The sequence below is a fragment of the Pseudomonas sp. ADAK2 genome (genome assembly GCF_012935755.1).
GTDB lineage: Bacteria > Pseudomonadota > Gammaproteobacteria > Pseudomonadales > Pseudomonadaceae > Aquipseudomonas.
On sequence record NZ_CP052862.1, the window covers coordinates 1272654 to 1289064 of the forward strand.

A 16411-nucleotide genomic window follows, 5' to 3' on the forward strand; every position below is an offset into this window, starting at 1 on the left:
GCGTTTGGCTTCGGATGTGACGCAGAGCGTCACGGGATTCATTCCCACGCAGAGCGTGGGAACGATCAGGGTCAGCGCCCACCACCAAGGTCAACGAAAGTCCCCGTCGCATACGAAGCCTTATCCGACAACAACCACACAATCGCCTCCGCCACTTCATCCGGGCGCCCGCCGCGGGCCATCGGGATCGCCGATTCCAGCTTGCTGACCCGATCCGGATCGCCGCTCAGCGCGTGGAAATCGGTGTAGATGTAGCCGGGACGCACGGCGTTGACCCGAATCCCTTCACCCGCCACTTCTTTCGAGAGGCCAATGGTGAAGGTGTCCAGCGCGCCTTTGGACGCGGCGTAGTCGACGTATTCGCTGGGGGCGCCCAAGCGTGCGGCCACCGAAGACACATTGACGATGCTGCCACCCTGCCCGCCGTGCTTGGGCGACATGCGCAGGATCGCGTGCTTGGCGCAGAGGATCGGCGCCAGGACGTTGGTCTTGAGGATTTTGAGGATGCGGAATTCGGACATTTCATCGACCCGGGACTTGTGGCCGACGGTGCCGGCGTTGTTCACCAACGCCGTGACCCGGCCCAGTTCGGTGTCGACTCGGTGAAACATGGCGACGACTTCGTCTTCGATGCTGACGTCAGCCCGTACCGCTATGGCTTGCGCACCCAGCGCGCGGACTTGCTCAAGCACGCTTTGCGCAGCCTGTTCGTCAGCCAGGTAGTTGATACAGATCCGATAGCCCTGCGCAGCGGCCAACAACGCCGTGGCGGCGCCGATTCCGCGGCTGCCGCCGGTGATGACGATGACTTTTTCCATGCTGACATTCCCCATTTCAAGCTTAAGCAGTCGGGGGCAAGAATAACCGCCATTGGCGGGTTTTGCATGGGCCTGCATCAATTGTCATGGCAGCGACCCCGTAGCAGCTGTCGAGCACCGCGAGGCAGCGTTCGGCGACGAAGTCGTCGTAAAATCAGCCAACGCGGTGTATCAGGCAGACCGCGTGCGCAGGGTTTGCGACGACTTCGTCGCCGAACGCTGCCTCGCGGTGCTCGACAGCTGCTACGGGGGATCAGCCGGCCGCTAATTGCTCGCCACGGTGAATATCGATCATGAAACGCTCCGCCGGCAGCGGGTGCCCGAGCAGGTAACCCTGCAACGAATCACACCCCAGTTTGGTCAGGAAGTCCTGCTGCACACCGGTCTCCACGCCTTCTGCCACAATCCGCAAACCCAGTGCCTGACCGAGCGCAACGATCGCCGAGACGATGGCGGCGTCATCACTGTCATGTTCCAGATCCCGGACAAAACCCCGGTCGATCTTCAGTTCGTTGGCCGGCAAACGCTTGAGGTACATCAAGCTCGAATAACCGGTGCCGAAGTCATCGATCGACAAATCGACGCCCATTTCCGACAGTTCCTGCAGCACGGTCATGCTCGCATCGGCGTCGCTCATGGCGGTGGTTTCGGTGATTTCCAGGGTCAGGCTGTTGGCCGGCAAATGGTGCGTGGCCAAGGCCTTGGCCACGCTCTGGACCAGGCCGGCGTGACAGAACTGCAACGCCGAGAGATTCACGGCGATGCGCCAGTCGGTGTAGCCGAGCACATACCATTCGCGCATCTGCCGACAGGCTTCGTTGAGCACCCAGTCGCCGATGGGAATGATCAGCCCGGTCTTTTCCGCCAGTTCGATGAACTTGTCCGGCAGCAACATGCCCTGGGTTGGATGTTCCCAGCGCAGCAAGGCCTCGGCACCGACCGGACGACCATTGCTGGCGTCGAATTTGGGCTGGTAATACAAGCTGAACTGTTGTTGCTCCAGGGCCGCGCGCAGGTCTTGCAGCAATTGCAGCTGTTTGCGTGCGTTGCTGTTCATCGAGGCATCGAAGAAGCTGTGGCCGTTTTTGCCCGCGCCTTTTGCGTGGTACATCGCGGCGTCGGCATTCATCAGCAGTTCCTGGGCGGTGTGGCCATTGCCCGGGTACAGGGCGATGCCGACGCTGGCGGAAATCTGCAGGTCATGCTCGGCCACCCGGAACGAGCGCGCGATCAAGCCGACCTGACGCGCCGCCAGGTTCAACGCATCGTTGGGTTCGCTCAGGCGCACCAGCAGCACGAACTCGTCACCGCCAATCCGCGCCAACGTGTCCTGGCTGCGCAAGTCTTCGCGCAGACGCAGGCTGACCTCACGCAACAACTGGTCGCCCATGTGGTGACCGAAGGCATCGTTGACCGGTTTGAAGCCGTCCAGATCGATGAACATCAGCGCAAAACAACCGCCCTGCTCTTGCACCTTGGACATGGCCAGTTCGATGCGATCCGCCAGCAGCATGCGGTTCGGCAGGCCGGTCAAGGTGTCGTGCAAAGCCAGTTGGGTGAGTTCGCGGTTGGCTTCGGTCAGCGAGTGCGCGAGGTCGGCGGTGCGTGCTTCCAAACGTGCATCGAGGATCGAGGTGAGCAAGGCAATGCTCAACACCGCGAGGGTGGTGATCAGCACCAGATTGTCCAGGCCTTTACCGCTCAAGCCGCTGAGGGCGGCGCCGCAGAAGCTGCCGTCCGGGAACCGTGCTGCGGCCATGCCGGTGTAGTGCATGCCGACGATGGCGAAGCCCATGATTACCGCGGCGCCGCCACGGATCAGGCCGACGTAGGGCGTGTGCTGGCGCAGGCGGAAGGCAATCCATAACGCCGCGGCCGACGCACCCACAGCAATCAGCAGCGAGGCGCCGAACAGCGTCGGGTCGTAATCGATGCCCGGCACCATGAGCATGGCGGCCATGCCGGTGTAATGCATGGCGCTGATCCCGGCGCCCATCACCAGCGCGCCGAACGCCAGTTGCCAGGCCGGCAGCTTCGGCTGGCTGACCAGCCACAGGGCAAAGCCGCAGGACAGGATGGCAATGACCAGCGAAAGCACGGTCAGGCTGAGATCGTAGCCGAGGTCGATGGGTAATTTGAACGCGAGCATGCCGATGAAATGCATCGACCACACGCCAATGCCCATGGCGACGGCGCCGCCGGCGGTCCACAGGTGAACGGCGCGGCCCTTGGTCGTGGCAATCCGGCCAGTCAGGTCAAGGGCGGTGTACGAAGCGAGAATCGCCACGCACAGCGAAATGAAAACCAGCGTGGGGGAATAGGTGCCGATGAGCATGGGATTTCTCGTGACAGCCCGCCGTACTGCATCCGTTCTCGGGGGGCAAAGTCGGCGATTGTACTGATTGCGCGGAAGAACGCACTGACAAAATTATCAAAAGGCCATCAAGCCGATGAAACGCTTGTTTGACACCTTTTAATCGGCCTGACACCACCGATGATCGTTCCCACGCTCTGCGTGGGAATGCAGCCAGGGACGCTCTGCGCAGTGGGCAGGAACGATCGGTGCGGGTTATTCCTTGTCACTCACCTGCAACTGCCCATCCCACCCACCGCCCAACGCGGCAATCAACTGCACACTGGCAATCAACCGGCTCTGCAACACGTTCAACACGCTTTGTTCGTTGTTCAACGCCGTGGCTTGCACCACCACTACATCCAGATACGCAATCAACCCGGCCTTGTACTGGTTCTCGGTCAGGCGCAGGGAATCGCGCGCCGCGTCCAGCGCTTCCTGGCGCACCGCCGCTTCGTCTTCAAACACCTTGAGTTGCACCAGGTAGTTTTCCACCTCGCGGAAGCCATCGAGCACGGTTTGGCGGTACTTGGCCACAGTTTCGTCGTAGAGCGCTTCGTTGCGATCGACTTCCGCCGAGCGTGAGCCACCGTCGAACAATGGCAAGTTCAATTTCGGCCCCACCGACCAGAAGCGGTTCGGCAAGCTGATCAGGTTGCTCGACGTACTGCTGCTGTAACCGCCGCTGAGGCTCAGGCTCAGGTCCGGGTAGTACGCAGCTTTCGCTACGCCGATGTTGGCGTTGGCGGAGATCACCGAACGCTCGGCGGAAGCGATGTCCGGGCGGCGTTCGAGCAGTTGCGACGGCAGGCTCAGGGGAATCTGCGGCAGTTTCGGGATGTCCTGGGTTTCCGCGAGGTTGAACTGCGCCGGTGGCAGGCCGATCAACACCGCAATAGCGTTTTCAAACTGCGCCCGCTGCCAGATCAGATCCACCAGGTCGGCCTGGGTGCTTTTGAGCTGCGCCTGGGCCTGGGCCACCGCGTCACGTCCGGAGACGCCGGCGCGGTACTGGTTCTGGGTCATTTGCAGCGAGCGTTGGTACGCCACGACCGTCGATTCGAGCAACCGTTTCTGCTGGTCGATGACCCGCAACTGAAGGTAGTTCTGCACCATCTCCGACTGCTGGCTCAGGCGCATGGCCGCCAGATCGGCAAAGCTTGCTTGTGCACTGGCGGTATCGGCTTCCAGCCCGCGGCGCAACTTGCCCCAGATATCCGCTTCCCAACTGACGCCCAATTCGGTGCTGTAGGTATTGCGAATCCCGCTGGCGGAACTGCTCAGGCTGGAACTGCTGCTGCCGGCGCCCTGACTGGAGCGAGTCTTGCCCGCACTCAAGTCGACCGTTGGGTAAAACGCCGCCCGGGCGCTTTTCACCAAGGCTTGCGATTGGCGATAGCGGGCCTCGGCCTGGGCGACGGTCTGGTTGGCACTGTTGAGTTGCTCCACCAGGCCATTGAGCTGCCGGTCACCGTACAACTCCCACCAGGCGCCACGGGCCAGGGAGTCACTCGGACTGGCCTGACGCCAGCCCTCGGCTTCTTTGTACTGCGCGATCTCGGCAGTGCGCGGGCGCTGATAATCCGGGCCGACGGCGCAGGCACTGACCAGGGCCATGCACAGCGCCAGGCTCAACAAGCGCGAGCCCCGGGCCAAGGCAATCGGTGCAGCCAGAGTGATAAGCGAACGGTCAGTCATAGCGGAGTTTCCAGAGCTGCATCGGTACGTACCCCACGCCATTTATTGAAGCGATGGCGCAGTTTGTCGAGATAGAGGTAAACCACCGGAGTGGTGTAAAGGGTCAGCACCTGGCTGAAGATCAGCCCGCCGATGATGGTCAAGCCCAGCGGCTGGCGCATTTCCGCGCCTTCGGCCCGGCTGAGCAACAACGGCAGCGCGCCGAGGATCGCCGCCAGCGTGGTCATCAGGATCGGCCGCAGCCGTTGCAGGCAGGCGCTGCGAATCGAATCCAGCGGCGTCATGCCCTGATGCCGTTCCAGCTGCAACGCGAGGTCGATCATCAGGATGGCGTTTTTCTTCACCACGCCGATCAGCAGGAACAGCCCCAACAGCGAGATCAGGCTGAACTCCCCGCCCAAGGCATAGATCGACAACAACGCGCCAACCCCGGCCGAGGGCAAGGTCGAGAGAATGGTCAGCGGGTGAATGTAGCTTTCATAGAGCACGCCCAACACCAGATACACCGCCACCAGCGCGCCAAGAATCATGAACGGTTGGCTCTTCTGGGTCGCGGCAAAGGCGTCGGCGGTGCCGGCCATTTTAACGATCACGTCTTCCGGCATGCCGAGCTTGGCAATCGCTCGCTCGATGGCGGCCGTACCCTGCTCCACCGTGACCCCTTCGGCCATGTCGAAGGAAATGCTCTCGGAGGCGAACTGGCCCTCGTGGCTGACCCGATCGTCTTCCAGGCTGTTTTCGTAATGGGCGATGGTCGACAACGGAATCCGCGCGCCATCGGCAGTGATCACTTGAACCTGCTTGAGGGTGATCGGGTCCTGGGCGTATTTCGGATTGACCTCCATCACCACTTGATACTGGTTGAGGCTGTCATAGATCGTCGAAATCTGCCGCTGGCTGTAGGCGTTGTTCAACACCGCCGTGACCATGTCCATGTCCACGCCCAGGCGTTTCGCCTGGTCACGGTCAACCACCAGAGTCACTTGCTGTGCGCCACGGCCTTCGCGGGCATCAATCGCCGTCAGCTCCGGCAAGGCCCGCAACGCCGTGACAATTTTCGGGTACCACTCGCGCAACGAGCCAAGATCGGCGCTTTGCAGGATGTAGGAGTATTGCGAGGTGGTCTGTTCACGACCGCCGCCAAACTGCAGGTCCTGATCCGCCATCAGCATCAACTGCGCGCCGGCGACCTTGGGCATTTCCTTGCGCAGGCGTTCGATGACCTTTTGCGCCGAGATATTGCGTTCCTTGATCGGTTTCAACCGCACCAGCATGAAGGCGTTGTTGGTGCCGTTGGTGCCGCCGATGAACCCGGCCACGCTTTGCACCGCATCGTCCTTCAGGACGGCACGACGGAAGATTTCCATCTTCGGCTGCATCACGCTGAACGACAGGCCGTCATCGCCACGCACAAAGCCGATCAACTGGCCGGTGTCCTGCTGCGGCATAAAGGTTTTCGGCACCACCACGTACAGCGCGACGTTGACGCCGATGGTCACGAACAGGCTGAGCAAGGTCAGCCTGCGGTGACGCAGCACCCAGTCGAGGCTGGTGGCGTATTTTCCGACCATCCATTCGTTGGCGCGCTGGCTCCAGCGTTGCAGACGGTTTTCCTGGCCCGGGGTGTGCGGCTTGAGCCAACGGGCGCAGAGCATCGGCGTCAGGGTCAACGACACAATCAGCGAGACGACGATGGACGCCGCCAGGGTGATGGAAAACTCGCGAAACAGGCTCTCGATGATCCCGCCCATAAACAGGATCGACAGGAACACCGCCACCAGCGACACGTTCATCGACAGCAAAGTGAAGCCGACTTCCTGAGCGCCGAGGTATGCCGCCTTCATCGGCGGCACGCCTTTGTCGATGTGCCGGGAAATGTTCTCCAGCACCACGATGGCGTCGTCCACCACCAGCCCGGTGGCGAGGATCAGCGCCATCAGCGACAGGTTGTTCAGGGAAAAGCCGTAGAGGTACATCACCGCGAACGTGCCGACCAGCGACACCGGCACCGCCAATGTCGGAATCAACGAGGCACGGAAGTTACCGAGAAACAGGAACACCACCAGAATCACCAGCGCCACGGCAATCAGCAGGGTCATTTCCGCTTCGTGCAACGTGGCCTTGATCACCGGCGAACGGTCCATCGCCAGGTTCAACTTGACGCTGGCCGGCAGCACCGCTTGCAACGCCGGCAACTGCGCCTTGATCTCGCTGACCGTCTCGATGATGTTAGCGCCGGCCTGGCGGTTGATCACCAGCAACACCGCTGCGTCGTTGTTGAAGAAACCGCTGTTGTAGCGGTCCTCGACGCCATCGCTGACCTTGGCCACATCTTTCAGGCGCAGGGCCGCGCCGTTGTTGTAGTGGATGATCAGCGACTCGTAATCCTTGGCCTTTTCCAGCTGATCGTTGGCCTGGACTTGCCACAAACGCTGGTCGTCCTCGACCGAACCTTTGGGTCGGCGCACGTTGGCGTTGGCGATGGTGTTACGCACATCGTCCAGGGCCACGCCGTACTGGTTCAGCGCCTGGGGTTCGAGCTCGACACGCACCGCTGGCAAGGAGCTGCCGCCGATCTGCACTTCACCGACGCCCTGCACCTGGGACAGGCTCTGGGACAGGATGGTCGAGGCCAAATCGTAGAGCTGGCCTTTTTCCAGCACATCCGACGTCAGCGACAACACCATGATCGGTGCTTGCGACGGGTTGACCTTCTTGTAGGTCGGCATACTGCGCATGCCGCTGGGCAGCAGGTTGCGCGAGGCGTTGATCGCCGCTTGCACTTCCCGCGCCGCACCGTTGATGTCGCGGTCGAGGTCAAACTGCAAGATCACCCGGGTCGAGCCCTGGCTGGAGCGGCTGCTCATGGTGTTGACCCCGGCGATAGCGCCGAAGGAACGCTCCAGCGGCGTCGCTACGGTCGAGGCCATCACTTCCGGGCTGGCACCCGGCAGACTGGCCTGGACCACGATCACCGGGAAGTCCATCTGCGGCAGCGGCGACACCGGCAGCAAGCCGAAGCTCACGCCGCCCAGCAACATGATCGCCAGGCTCAGCAACATGGTCGCGACCGGGCGCTTGATGAAAGGTCCGGACAGGTTCATGGCTGCTCTACCGCTTCCACGGTTTCAGATTTGCGGCCCCAGCGTCGACCGAGGCGGTCGAAGTACAGGTAGATCACTGGCGTGGTGAATAGCGTCAGCACCTGGCTGACCAGCAACCCGCCGACCATCACCAGACCCAGGGGTTGACGCAATTCCGCGCCGGACCCGGTGGCCAGCATCAACGGCACCGCGCCGAACAATGCCGCCAGGGTGGTCATCAGGATCGGCCGGAACCGCAACAGCGCCGCTTGATAAATCGCCTGCTCCGGCGCCATGCCCTGATTGCGCTCGGCGTCGAGGGCGAAGTCGATCATCATGATCGCGTTCTTTTTCACGATACCGATCAGCAAAATGATGCCGATGATCGCGATCATCCCCAGGTCATTGCCGGTCAACAGCAGCGCCAGCAAGGCGCCAACCGCCGCCGAGGGCAGAGTCGAGAGGATGGTGATCGGGTGAATGTAGCTCTCGTAGAGCACGCCGAGCACGATGTACATGGTCACCACCGCCGCCAGGATCAGCAGCAAAGTGCTCGACAGCGAGGCCTGGAATGCTTCGGCTGCGCCCTGGAACTGGGTCTGCACGCCAATCGGCATGCCGATGTCCTGCTGCACTTGATCGATGATGTCCACCGCATGCCCCAATGCCACGCCGGGCGCGAGGTTGAACGACATCATCACCGCCGGGAACTGGCCGATGTGGGTGATCGCCAGTTGCGTCTGGCGTTGCTCGACATGCGCCAGGCTCGACAGGCGCACCTGACCGCCATCGGTGGTCTTGACGTGAATCTGGTTCAGCGCGTCCGGGCCGATCTTCTCGCCGGACTGCGATTGCAGGACCACGCGGTACTGGCTGGCCTGGGTGTAAATGGTTGAAATCTGCCGCTGTCCGAAAGCGTCGTACAGCGCATCGGTGATATTCGACACCGACACTCCGACCCGCGACGCCGCATCGCGGTCGATCACCAGGTACACCTGCAAGCCCTTGTCCTGCAAATCGCTGGCAACGTCGGTCAGCTCCGGCCGTTGCGCCAGGGCTTCGACCAGACGACCGCTCCACAGGCTCAGCAACTCCGAGTCCGGCGACGACATGCTGAATTGGTACTGGGTGCGGCTGACCCGGTCTTCGATGGTCAAGTCCTGCACCGGTTGCATGAACAGGCGAATTCCGGTCAGTTTGTCCACTTCCGGTTGCAGGCGCGCAATGATCTTGGTGGCGCTGAGGTCGCGAGCGCTGTGGGGCTTGAGGTTGATCAGCATGCGACCGCTGTTCAGCGTCGAGTTATCGCCGTCCACACCAATGTAGGACGACAGGCTCTCCACCGAAGGATCGGCAAGAATCACCTTGGCCAATTCCTGCTGACGCTCGCTCATCGCCGCAAAGGAAATCGACTGCGGCGCCTCGGAAATGCCCTGGATCACCCCGGTGTCCTGCACCGGGAAGAAGCCCTTGGGCACCACCATATAAAGGAACACCGTCAGGCCCAGGGTGGCGATGGCCACCAGCAAGGTCAGCGGCTGGTGCTTGAGCACCCACTGCAACTTGCGTCCGTAGGCGGCGATCATCCAGTCGATGGTCGCGCCGCTGGCGCGGTAGAAACGGCCCTGTTCTTCTTCCTTCGGTTCACGCTTGAGCAGCCGCGCGCACATCATCGGCGTCAGGGTCAGGGAGACGACCAGGGAAATCAGGATCGCCACCGCCAATGTGATGGCAAATTCACGGAACAAGCGCCCCACTACATCGGCCATGAACAGCAGCGGAATCAGTACCGCAATCAGCGACAGGGTCAGGGAAATCAGGGTGAAACCGATCTGCTTGGCACCCTTGAGCGCCGCTTGCAGCGGACTGTCGCCCTCTTCGATATACCGGGAAATGTTCTCCAGCATCACGATCGCATCGTCCACCACAAAACCGGTGGCGATGGTCAGGGCCATCAAGGTCAGGTTGTTGACCGAGAAACCGGCGAGGTACATCACGCCGAAGGTGCCGATCAACGACAGTGGCACGGCCACCGAGGGAATGATCGTCGCACTGGCGCGGCGCAGGAACAGGAACGTCACCATCACCACCAGGGCGATGGCGATCAGCAGTTCGTGTTGCACGTCGGTGACGGAAGCGCGGATGGTCTGGGTGCGGTCGGTCAGGACGGTGACCTCGAGGCCGGCCGGCAGGTTGTCGGTGATGCTCGGCAGCAAGGCCTTGATCCGGTCGACCACTTCGATAACGTTGGCCCCGGGCTGACGCTGGATGTTCAGCAACACGGCCTGGTTTTCATTGGCCCAGGCAGCAAGGCGTTCGTTCTCGGCACCGTCGACAATTTCCGCCACATCCTTGAGCCGCAACGGCGCGCCGTTGGCGTAGGCGAGGATCAGGTTGGCGTAATCCTTGGGCGAGGTCAGTTGGTCGTTGGCGTCGAGCATCGACACCCGGGTCGGGCCGTCGAAGTTGCCCTTGGGCTGGTTGACGTTGGAAGCACCGACCAAAGTGCGCACATCCGACAGGTTCAAGCCATTGGCCGCCAGGGCTTCGGGGTTGACCTTGATCCGCACCGCCTGACGCTGGCCGCCGGCAATGCTGACCATGCCGACGCCGCTGATCTGGGCGATTTTCTGCGCCATGCGCGTATCGACCAAATCATTGAGCTTGGGCAACAACATGGTCTTGGAGGTGATGGCGAGGGTCAGTACCGGGGTGTCTGCCGGGTTGACCTTGTTGTACACCGGCGGTGCCGGCAGGTCCTTGGGCAGCAAATTGGTCGCGGCGTTGATCGCGGCTTGCACCTGCTGCTCGGCGACGTCCATGTTGATGTCGAGGCTGAAACGCAGGGTCAGCACCGAGGCGCCGCCGGAACTGGTCGACGCCATTTGCGTCAGGCCGGGCATTTGCCCGAACTGGCGCTCAAGGGGCGCGGTCACCGCACTGGTCATCACGTCCGGACTGGCGCCGGGATAAAGCGTCATGACGCGGATGGTCGGGTAATCGACCTGAGGCAGCGCCGACACTGGGAGCAGACGATAGGCGATGATGCCGGCCAAGATAATGGCGAGCATGCTCAGGGTCGTGGCGACCGGGCGAAGGATGAACAGCCGCGAGATGTTCATGCGCCCTTCTTCACCTTGTCGTTGGCGGTGGCTTCGGTGGTTTTTGCCGCGGATTTGCCTTGCAGGTGTTCGGTCGGGGTGGTCGGTACATCCTGGCTGTCGTTGACCACTTCCACTTCACTGCCTTCCTTCAGGCGGTCGGTGCCTTCAAGGACCACACGATCACCTACCGCCAGACCTTCGGTAACAACGGTGTTGTCGCCGTCGCTGGCGCCGACTTTCAATTGACGGATCGTGACTTTCTTGTCCCCGTCCATGGCGTAGACGAAGGTGCCGTTGGTGCCGAACTGGATCGCTGCCGAGGGCGCGAGCACCACGTCTTTGAGGGTGTCGGCCAGCAGGTGCACGTTGACGAACTGGTTGGGAAACAACGCCTGATCGCGGTTATCGTAACGAGCCTTGAATTTCAGGGTGCCGGTGGTGACGTCAATCTGGTTGTCCAGGCTCTGCAACACGCCGTTGGCCTGGATTTTCATGTCGCCACGGTCCCAGGCTTCCACCGGCAACTTGGCGCCGGTGTGGTAGCGGGCGAGCACGGTGTCGAGACTATTTTCCGGCAAGGTAAAGACAACGCTGATCGGTTGGGTCTGGGTGATGATTGCCAGTGCGGTGGTGTCATTGGCAGCGACGAGGTTGCCGACGTCGAGCTGACGCAAGCCGACACGCCCGGTAATCGGCGCGCGGATCTTGGTGAATTCGAGATTGAGCTTGGCGTCGTTGACCGCCGCCTGGTTGGTCTTGACCGTGCCCAGGTATTGGCCGACCAGTGCTTCGGCGGTGTCCAGGGTCTGCTTGGCGATGCTGTCTTCTTTATATAGGCCGCGGTAGCGCTCGACATCGACCTGGGCGTTTTTCAGTTGCGCCTGGTTTTGCAGCAAGGTGCCTTCAGCCTGGAGCAAAGCGTTCTGGTACGGACGCGGGTCGATCTCAGCCAGCAAGTCCCCGGCCTTGACCATCTGCCCTTCCTCGAAGGCAATCTTCATCAACTCGCCCGCCACGCGGCTGCGCACATTGATGGTGTTGAGCGCCGTGACCGTGCCCAATGCCTTGTAATACAGCGGGAAGTCACCCTTGACCGCCGGGGCCACCCGCACCGGGATCGGCCCGGTCGCGCCGCCAAAGCCCGGACGCATGCCCCCGGACTTGCCCGTATGCCCGGCAACGGCTTTCGGCTTTTCGCCTGCTTTATGCTCGGAACCGGCAGGCCAGAATTTCCAGCACACACCAGCGACGACCAACAGGACAAGCAGGCCGAACAGCCAGCGACGGGGACTACGGGAGGAGGATTGCATTGAATGATCAACCATTGGGCGCGTGGGCTTCTTCTACGGGAGGCTGAACGATAAGCACTGGCGGGGATTAAGCAAAGCGCCTTTACCGGCAATTTACCTTTGGCTTACGTATCAGGAGGTTTTGCTAAGACACTGAAGCACAAATGAAAACGGCCTGGACAGAGCCAGGCCGTTAACAATTGTAAAAGCCTTACTTCAGAACGGCGAGTGCCGCTTCGTAGTTAGGCTCTTCTGCAATTTCTTTAACCAGTTCGCTGTGCAGCACGTTGTCGTTTTCATCCAGCACCACGACAGCGCGAGCGGTCAGGCCTTTGAGCGGGCCGTCAGCGATAGCAACACCGTAGTTTTCGATGAACTCGGCGCCACGCAGGGTCGACAGGTTCTGCACGTTTTCCAGGCCTTCGGCGCCGCAGAAGCGTGCCTGGGCGAATGGCAGGTCAGCGGAGATGCACAGCACCACGGTGTTGGCGACGTCGTTGGCCTGGGCGTTGAACTTGCGAACCGAAGTGGCGCAGGTCGGGGTGTCGACGCTTGGGAAGATGTTCAGCACTTTGCGCTTGCCGGCGAAGCTCGCCAGGGTCACGTCCGACAGATTGCCGGCAACCAGGGAAAAGGCTGGCGCCTTGGAACCGGCTTGTGGCAGTTGGCCGTTGACTTGAACCGGGTTGCCTTTAAGAGTGACTTGAGCCATGAACGGAGTCCTTCTGGAGGTGTTGTTGGAAAATTTGAAGAGGCCGAAGTTAACCACGAAATGGCCCAACGACCTATGCCCGGATACAAATTGTGATAAGCCGACGCACAAATTGGATACACCACTTACAAGCGACACAAGAACCCTGTAGGAGCGAGGCTGTTGTGGCTCAATGTTTTTGGACCATGATGTCGGAGCATCTTTCTAAGGAAGCATCATGGGATATCGGTACGTTGCAAATTTTTGTTGGCAACGGTGTCGATTCAGGAAACGGCCATTCGACTAGTCAGTGAATCACTCACCTCCAACGGAGATAACACCATGCAATTCATGATCATTGTGAAAGCCAGCCCGGATTCCGAGGCCGGTGTGATGCCCACCGAGGAACTGCTGACCGCGATGGGCAACTACAACGAGGAACTGGCCAAGGCTGGCATCCTCCTTTCATGCGATGGCCTGCAACCCAGCAGCAAAGGCGCCCGCGTGCGGTTCTCGGGCGAAAAACGCACGGTCATCGACGGTCCGTTTGCCGAAACCAAGGAGCTGATCGCCGGTTATTGGCTCTGGGACGTGAAATCGAAAGAGGAAGCCATCGAATGGGTCAAACGCTGTCCGAACCCGATGCCGGGGACAGACGCCGAGATCGAGATTCGTCCGGTGTACTCGGCCGACGATTTCGGTCCCGAGTTCACGCCGCAGTTGCGTGAGCAGGAAGAACGAATCCGGGCGCAGTCGAAAAAGAGCTGAATCGATATCCCGGCGGGCACAGCCTGCGTGCCCGCCTCCCCCTGTAAATCCTCACGTCCCGCATCAACCCCCGCCGCCAACCTACTGTTTCTTATTAACTTTCTAGTACACAGAAAAAACGCCAATTCGCTCACAAAACCAAAGAATTAACCCTTTCGACTGGATAACCCACGGTTAGCTGCTAGCTTCAAAAGACGTGTCCTACAGGCTTCATTAGGAAAAAGACTACGCAGTAAAGGCCAAAAATATGGCCAAGTTCGTCCACTGAGCCACCAAGGAACCGGGGAATCATGTCGAAAATCCAGGGAAACCACGCCTTTTTATCGGTGGCACTCCTGGCGTCTGCCTTTTGTGCGCACGCCGATAACGCCGAGGAAGCCAATAAAAGTAACAACCCGCTGAATCTGGCGCCGGGCGCCAATCTGCAGGACTACTACACGCCCAAACTCTACGACACCAACGTCCACACCAACGATGCCTTGCTGCGCGGCACCTTGCCGGTGGCCCCCAACGATTTCATCGGCGTCCCGCAATTGCTGCGCGCGACCTTGCCAATCAGCACCCGACCCGACCCGCACAACGGCTACAGCACCGGCATCGGTGACCTGAACCTGTTCGATATTTTCCTGCTCAAGACCGACGGCGTGCAGCTGGGCATCGGCCCGCAAATTACAGCGCCCACCGCCGAGCAGGATGAATTGGGCACCGGCAAGTGGCAGGCCGGCCTCGCCGCGATTGCCATCGACTCGTCACCCCGTGGCCTGCTGGGCGCGCTGGTGCAGTACCAGAGTTCGTTCGCCGGCGACCATGATCGCGCCCACGTCGAAACCGCGACGCTGCAGCCCTTCATCATCCATAACCTGCCCAAGGGTTGGTACCTGCGCTCCACCGGCACGTGGACCTTTGACCTGAAGAACGACACCCATTACATCCCCATCGGTTTGGGTGGCGGCAAGGTCTGGAAATCCGGGACCAACATCTTCAACGCCTTCGTAGAACCCCAATGGACAGTCGAGCGCAAAGGCGATGGTTTGCCGCAATTCACACTGTTCGCCGGGATCAACGTCACCTTCGGCAAATAAGGACATAGATATGCACATTGCACTGCGTGCGGCGGGTTTCAGCATCATGGCGGCGTTCGTCAGCTGCGGCGTGGGCGCCCAGGCGCACGCCCAGGACCTCGATACACGGCTCGGCAAAGTGGCCATGGAAGGTGAACTGCCGGCCCATGAATCCATCGCCAAGCTCTACGCCGAGCTGGATTTCCAGCAGGCGACCCAGAGTTACCTGTGGGCCTTGCCGCTGGTGTCCTACGCCCAGTGGCAGGAAGAATTCCGCGACAAGCTTGGCGCCCACAGCGGCGACCTGATGGTGCTCAACAGTTACGAGGACAAGCTCGGTGTGATCACCGCCAACGCCACCACGCCGTACATCCTCGGTTTTGTCGACCTCAATGAAACTGGCCCGTTGGTGATTGAACTGCCGCCCGGCCCGACCGCTGGCGGCATCGGTGATTTCTGGCAACGGGCGATCATCGACATGGGCCAGACCGGCCCGGACAAGGGCAAGGGCGGCAAGTACCTGGTACTGCCACCGGGCGCCGAGCCACCGGCCGACGCCGGCAAGTATTACCTGACCAAATCCGAAACCATGAACGTGCTGGTGGGCTTTCGCGTGCTCGATCCGGACCCGGCGAAAGGCAAGGCGCTGGTCGAACAGTTCAAGATGTACCCCTACGCCAAACGCGCCGAACCGAGCAAGACCAAACTGCTCTCCCCCGGCGGCAAGGCCTGGTCCGGCACTCAGCCACGAGGTTTGACGTATTGGCAGCGTTTGCACCAGATCATTCAGAAAGAACCGGTCAACGAACGTGACCGTTTCTATATGGCGATGCTCGCCAGCCTCGGCATCGAGAAAGACAAACCGTTCAACCCCAACGACAACCAGCGCAAGGCCCTGGAGCAAGGTGCACAGGTCGGTGAACTGATCGCCAAGGCCAACACCTTCGCCAAACGTTTCCCGGATGCGCAGTACTGGAAGGACCGGCAGTGGGACACCGTGCTCAACATCGCCGAGCCGTCGCAACGGGTCGCCTACTACGACCAGTTGTGGGAGCGCAGCGCCTGGTTCTACGAGGCGGTCACCAACACCAAAGGCATGGTTTCGAAAACCCCGGGGCTGGGCCAGACCTACCTCGGCGCTTATACCGACGCCAAGGGCAACTGGCTCGACGGCGGCAAGAGCTATCGCCTGCACGTCGGCGCTAATCCGCCGGCCAAGCAGTTCTGGTCGATGACGGTTTACGACATCAATAGCCGGTGCCTGATCGATAACCCACAGCGCAAGGCCGACCTGTCATCCCGCCAGGACCTGAAAAAGAACGCCGACGGTTCGGTGGACCTGTACTTCGGCCCGACCGCGCCCAAGGGGTTCGAGAACAACTGGGTACAAACCCTGCCGGGCAAACACTGGTTCAGCTACTTCCGTTTGTATGCGCCGACCGAAGCCTATTTCGACAAGAGCTGGAAGCTTGATGACATTGCGGCGGTGGAATGACGCCGTCGGACAGATGTACGGCGAACCCAAAACCTGTGGCAGGCCTTACTT

Annotated in this window: 10 protein-coding genes; 3 read left to right on the plus strand and 7 right to left on the minus strand. The window is 60.9% G+C overall.

All coding sequences use genetic code 11. The features are described 5' to 3' along the window. Nucleotides 1-71: 71 nt before the first annotated feature. The 7 genes from HKK52_RS05600 to tpx all read right to left on the minus strand — a co-directional run bounded on the left by HKK52_RS05600 (nt 72) and on the right by tpx (nt 13057). Complete coding sequence (locus HKK52_RS05600) at nt 72-818, minus strand: SDR family oxidoreductase (RefSeq protein ID WP_169369927.1); 747 nt, start codon at nt 816-818, stop codon at nt 72-74. A gap of 253 nt (nt 819-1071) precedes the next feature. Continuing rightward, nucleotides 1072-3153, minus strand: a complete 2082-nt coding sequence (locus tag HKK52_RS05605) for a putative bifunctional diguanylate cyclase/phosphodiesterase (RefSeq protein WP_169369928.1) — start codon at nt 3151-3153, stop codon at nt 1072-1074. Nucleotides 3154-3387: 234 nt separating this feature from the next. Further along, nucleotides 3388-4869, minus strand: coding sequence for an efflux transporter outer membrane subunit (locus HKK52_RS05610; protein ID WP_169369929.1), 1482 nt, complete (start codon nt 4867-4869; stop codon nt 3388-3390). Then, nucleotides 4866-7973 carry an efflux RND transporter permease subunit gene (locus tag HKK52_RS05615; protein ID WP_169369930.1) on the minus strand — a complete coding sequence of 1036 codons (3108 nt, stop codon included), beginning with the start codon at nt 7971-7973 and terminating at the stop codon, nt 4866-4868. Before HKK52_RS05615 ends, HKK52_RS05610 begins: the two co-directional genes overlap by 4 nt. After that, entirely contained in the window at nt 7970-11074 is a 3105-nt protein-coding gene (locus HKK52_RS05620) for an MdtB/MuxB family multidrug efflux RND transporter permease subunit (protein ID WP_169369931.1), read from the minus strand. Before HKK52_RS05620 ends, HKK52_RS05615 begins: the two co-directional genes overlap by 4 nt. Then, nucleotides 11071-12381 (minus strand): MdtA/MuxA family multidrug efflux RND transporter periplasmic adaptor subunit, encoded by a 1311-nt coding sequence (locus HKK52_RS05625; protein WP_169369932.1) that lies wholly within the window; start codon nt 12379-12381, stop codon nt 11071-11073. Before HKK52_RS05625 ends, HKK52_RS05620 begins: the two co-directional genes overlap by 4 nt. 175 nt (nt 12382-12556) lie before the next feature. After that, nucleotides 12557-13057, minus strand: coding sequence for a thiol peroxidase (gene tpx, locus HKK52_RS05630; RefSeq protein ID WP_008030203.1), 501 nt, complete (start codon nt 13055-13057; stop codon nt 12557-12559). Between the two features lie 321 nt (nt 13058-13378). Between tpx and HKK52_RS05635 the strand changes: the two genes are divergently transcribed. The 3 genes from HKK52_RS05635 to HKK52_RS05645 all read left to right on the plus strand — a co-directional run bounded on the left by HKK52_RS05635 (nt 13379) and on the right by HKK52_RS05645 (nt 16360). After that, nucleotides 13379-13804: a YciI family protein gene (locus HKK52_RS05635; protein WP_169369933.1), complete on the plus strand. Its 426-nt coding sequence runs from the start codon at nt 13379-13381 to the stop codon at nt 13802-13804. Nucleotides 13805-14094: 290 nt separating this feature from the next. After that, nucleotides 14095-14886 carry a hypothetical protein gene (locus tag HKK52_RS05640; RefSeq protein WP_169369934.1) on the plus strand — a complete coding sequence of 264 codons (792 nt, stop codon included), beginning with the start codon at nt 14095-14097 and terminating at the stop codon, nt 14884-14886. Between the two features lie 10 nt (nt 14887-14896). Further along, the gene (locus HKK52_RS05645; RefSeq protein WP_169369935.1) at nt 14897-16360 is read left to right on the plus strand and encodes a DUF1254 domain-containing protein; all 1464 of its coding nucleotides are present in this window, start codon (nt 14897-14899) and stop codon (nt 16358-16360) included. Nucleotides 16361-16411: the final 51 nt, after the last annotated feature.

Excerpts from the sequence above, each read along its gene's own strand:
- HKK52_RS05605 (WP_169369928.1), bottom strand. The coding sequence starts at position 3,153 with ATGCTCATCGGCACCTATTCCCCCACGCTGGTTTTCATTTCGCTGTGC.
- HKK52_RS05640 (WP_169369934.1), top strand. The coding sequence starts at position 14,095 with ATGTCGAAAATCCAGGGAAACCACGCCTTTTTATCGGTGGCACTCCTG.
- HKK52_RS05645 (WP_169369935.1), top strand. The coding sequence starts at position 14,897 with ATGCACATTGCACTGCGTGCGGCGGGTTTCAGCATCATGGCGGCGTTC.
- HKK52_RS05620 (WP_169369931.1), bottom strand. The coding sequence starts at position 11,074 with ATGAACATCTCGCGGCTGTTCATCCTTCGCCCGGTCGCCACGACCCTG.
- HKK52_RS05600 (WP_169369927.1), bottom strand. The coding sequence starts at position 818 with ATGGAAAAAGTCATCGTCATCACCGGCGGCAGCCGCGGAATCGGCGCC.
- HKK52_RS05615 (WP_169369930.1), bottom strand. The coding sequence starts at position 7,973 with ATGAACCTGTCCGGACCTTTCATCAAGCGCCCGGTCGCGACCATGTTG.
- tpx (WP_008030203.1), bottom strand. The coding sequence starts at position 13,057 with ATGGCTCAAGTCACTCTTAAAGGCAACCCGGTTCAAGTCAACGGCCAA.
- HKK52_RS05610 (WP_169369929.1), bottom strand. The coding sequence starts at position 4,869 with ATGACTGACCGTTCGCTTATCACTCTGGCTGCACCGATTGCCTTGGCC.
- HKK52_RS05625 (WP_169369932.1), bottom strand. The coding sequence starts at position 12,381 with ATGGTTGATCATTCAATGCAATCCTCCTCCCGTAGTCCCCGTCGCTGG.
- HKK52_RS05635 (WP_169369933.1), top strand. The coding sequence starts at position 13,379 with ATGCAATTCATGATCATTGTGAAAGCCAGCCCGGATTCCGAGGCCGGT.